Source organism: Flavobacterium sp. (genome assembly GCF_046317795.1).
GTDB lineage: Bacteria > Bacteroidota > Bacteroidia > Flavobacteriales > Flavobacteriaceae > Flavobacterium.
Genome location: NZ_JBKCVI010000088.1, coordinates 1 through 3,241 on the forward strand (window position 1 = coordinate 1; position 3,241 = coordinate 3,241).

General features: G+C 35.0%; 3 protein-coding genes and 1 pseudogene. 3 read left to right on the forward strand and 1 reads right to left on the reverse strand.

Annotated features, from left to right (window positions below):
* Positions 1-376: 376 nt before the first annotated feature.
* Positions 377-994: an SOS response-associated peptidase gene (locus ACK5ON_RS05460; RefSeq protein WP_409820633.1), complete on the reverse strand. Its 618-nt coding sequence runs from the start codon at positions 992-994 to the stop codon at positions 377-379.
* A 391-nt stretch (positions 995-1,385) separates the two neighbouring features.
* Here ACK5ON_RS05460 and ACK5ON_RS05465 point away from each other — a divergent pair, with 391 nt between their 5' ends.
* The 3 genes and pseudogenes from ACK5ON_RS05465 to ACK5ON_RS05475 all read left to right on the forward strand — a co-directional run.
* Positions 1,386-1,769, forward strand: a complete 384-nt coding sequence (locus ACK5ON_RS05465) for an HU family DNA-binding protein (RefSeq protein WP_409820636.1) — start codon at positions 1,386-1,388, stop codon at positions 1,767-1,769.
* A gap of 710 nt (positions 1,770-2,479) precedes the next feature.
* On the forward strand, positions 2,480-2,866 hold the full coding sequence (locus ACK5ON_RS05470) for a (deoxy)nucleoside triphosphate pyrophosphohydrolase (RefSeq protein WP_409820637.1): 387 nt from the start codon (positions 2,480-2,482) through the stop codon (positions 2,864-2,866).
* Positions 2,863-3,241, forward strand: a pseudogene (locus ACK5ON_RS05475) (DUF3427 domain-containing protein); the annotation flags it as partial. The gene ACK5ON_RS05470 and the pseudogene ACK5ON_RS05475, both read left to right, overlap by 4 nt.

The following is a 3,241-nucleotide window of genomic DNA, read 5'->3' on the forward strand; positions in this document are numbered from 1 at the left end:
GTCTATTTCCAAACCTAAAAACTGGCGTTTTCAGCTTTGAAAATCACTCGAAGTGACGGTACTAAGAAGGTGAAGTGACGTTGTGAGGATGGTTGTTTTTATCAACTATCGTCAGTTCGAGTGGTTTTCTGTTTTAAAAATGCAATTTTTGAAATAGAAAATTGTATCGACCCGTGCCAATGGCGAACTGAGCGTAAGCTAGAACCGTTGTTTATACAATAGCATCTCGATTTGCTTCGCACCGTTCGGCTTTCATCCTCGGGTCTATTTTTAATACAACAAACTAGCGTTTTCAACTTTAAAAATCACTTCCCGAAGCCACGGGATATACTAAAGTGACGAAGCGGAGTTAGATTTCTTGCTTCTCCCTTATCCCTTATCCCTTTTCAACAGGAAACCCCACTAACTCCACCTCATACGGAAACCCAAAATCCTCCACGGGATTTGCCCCAGTGAGCCAGGCGAGTTCGTCTTCTTTTTTCAGGATGATGGGCATTCTCTTTTTGTGGTTGTGAATGTAAGCCATAGTCTCGTTGGCGGTAGTGGTGAGCATCGTGTAAGTGTGCATGATTTCGCCGGTGCTGGGGTTGTGCCATTGGTCATACAAACCTGCGAAGGCAAAGAGCTCTTCGGTGGTGTTGATTTGATACTGCTGTTTGCTCTTGCCCTTGTCATCGTTCCAGTGCCATTCATAAAAGGCAGTAGCCAGGATTAAGCAACGGTTGGCGGTTATGCCGTGAAAAGATGGCTTTTCGTGTAGCGTTTCCAGGCGTGCATTGAGGGTGTTTTTCCTAAACGCCATGTCTTTAGCCCATGAAGGGATTAAGCCCCAAGTATAGTTGGTGCTAATGATTTGAGGAGTAGTATCTAGGATAACAGGCACATTGGGGTGTGCAAAGCCATTGATAACCTCCGCCTGCAGGAACAACTCCGGATGATCCACTACTGCCTTGAAGCGCTTTTGCACTTTGGGGATGGGGTCTTTTTGTTGCATATAGAAACACATGGTATTTTTTAGTAAAAATAAGGAAATATAAAAAGCAAAGTACGAGGAACTATGTGGGAATTGGTTCAGATGATAAACTCCATTTTTGAATAACTATAATCAATACTGATGTATAAGGTTGCTTTTATTAACATTCGGAGGAAATAAGTTGATTTTGACTAAATTTCAATTTTTATAAAAAATCATTGCTTAAGCATTACAAAATGGGAGTTTTTTACAACTTTTTTCCATTTTACGCAAGCAAGTTTATAGCAAGTATTGTTAATAAATAACTTTTTGAAATTACTCGATTTTTACAATCTTTGTAAAAGCAGTAAGGCACTCATAGGCAGTGTACTTAGCTAAATATTTTATTGTATAATTTAATACCATAAAACAAATGGCAATTAAGTTTAAAGTTCTTCCACGGAAGAATCCTCAGGACATGACAGCTCCTGAAAAGTTTTATGCTGCCGCTATAGGCGATGGCGAAATTGATTTGGATAGGCTAGCTGAAAAGATTGCTTATCAATGTACCTTAACCGAAGTGGATTGCCACGCAGTATTGTTGTCGTTAGTACACAATATTAGCCAGGAATTGAACGACGGTCGTATTGTACGATTGGGAAAACTGGGCACATTCCAAGTTGGAATTAGTTCAGAGGGTATGGTTACAGAAGAGGAAGTAAATTCTTCGGTAATTACCAAAACGCGCATTCTTTTCCGGCCAGGAAGAAAATTGCAAAAAGTGCTGAGTGACTTGTCATTCAGAAAAGCCAGCTAGTAGCCCGCTTTAGAGAGCATCTTTTTGATGCTTGAAGGCCTCGAGTGTTTCCGCACTCGGGGCTTTTTTTTGTTTTTTTACGAAAATTTTCGTCAATTCGTCGGGACGAATTCTTTTACTCCACCTGACGAGTTGCTCCAATCGTCCTGACGAATCGTTTCACTCGTGCTGACGAATTGAAAAACCCCTCCTATTTTTTTGAAAAGGTATAAAAATAAGTAGATAACTAAAAATGCCATCGAAAAAGCAGCAAAAAAAGTATCGATTTTACCTGCAGTTTTCCTTTATTTTTACTTTTTTTTAGCCAAAATTCCATAAAAAAAGCTCAAAAAAAGCAGCTAGTAACCCGTCTTTTTGAGCAAATTTTAATGTTCGAAGGCCTCGAATAGTTTCCGCTATTCGTATCGATGATGTAAATATAATATATTTTAGAAAACCAAAACATGTGTTGATAAAATAGACCTACATTTTTTTTAAACCCTTACTCCTATTGACTTTAAGCAAAAAAAGCTGTTAATAACTTGACAGACAACGACTATATTTCTAATAATTATACTGATTACCCATTCCAAAAACCAACTCAAATGCACCACCTTTTATATAAAAAAGGGAAAGTGTAAAAATATTGGAGAGTTGGGATTGTGTAAGTGAAAGATTATTATTAAGTTTGATTAGTCATTGATAAAAAATGATTTAAAAAATCTACCTACATGATTAATGTTACTTGTGCAATTATTATAATTGACAACAAAATTTTAGTAACTCAAAGAAGCGAAAAAATGAAACTGCCATTGAAGTGGGAGTTTCCAGGTGGCAAATTAGAGAAAGATGAAGGTGAAACAGATTGTATTATTAGAGAGATTAGAGAAGAAATAAATATTGAAATTGAAGTTCTGAAAAAATTATCAAATAGTATTTTTGATTATGGAACTTTTAAAATAAATCTAATTCCTTTTCTCGTTAAATATGTAACTGGAGAAATTATTTTAACAGAGCACAAAGATTTTAAAATACTTAATAAATCAGAATTATTAAATTTAGATTGGGCAGAAGCTGATTTGCCTATTGTTGAAGAATTATTAAAACTTGAATTATGAACCAAGGATTATATGAAGAATTAGTAACTAAACTAATTAATTATAAATTAAATGAATTAGATAAGGATACTTTTCAAGTAAAAAAGACTTCAATAGACAAAGCCGAAGCAGCTCAATTGTTATCTCAACATATTGGCAAAACCATAAAACAAGCTTTTAATTTAATTAAAGGGGAAGATATTCTTGAAACTCAAATTGAAATTGCCAATAAAATAATTTTATTTTTAAAAGAAGAATTAAAAAAAGAAGAGTTTGAAGGTGATTTAATAGAGACAGAAGGTAAAATTTTAAAAGCGGTTTTCACTAAAGTAGATAGTCATTTTACAGATTTAGATTTACATCTAAAAGAAATCACTCCATATACTAGATTAATTC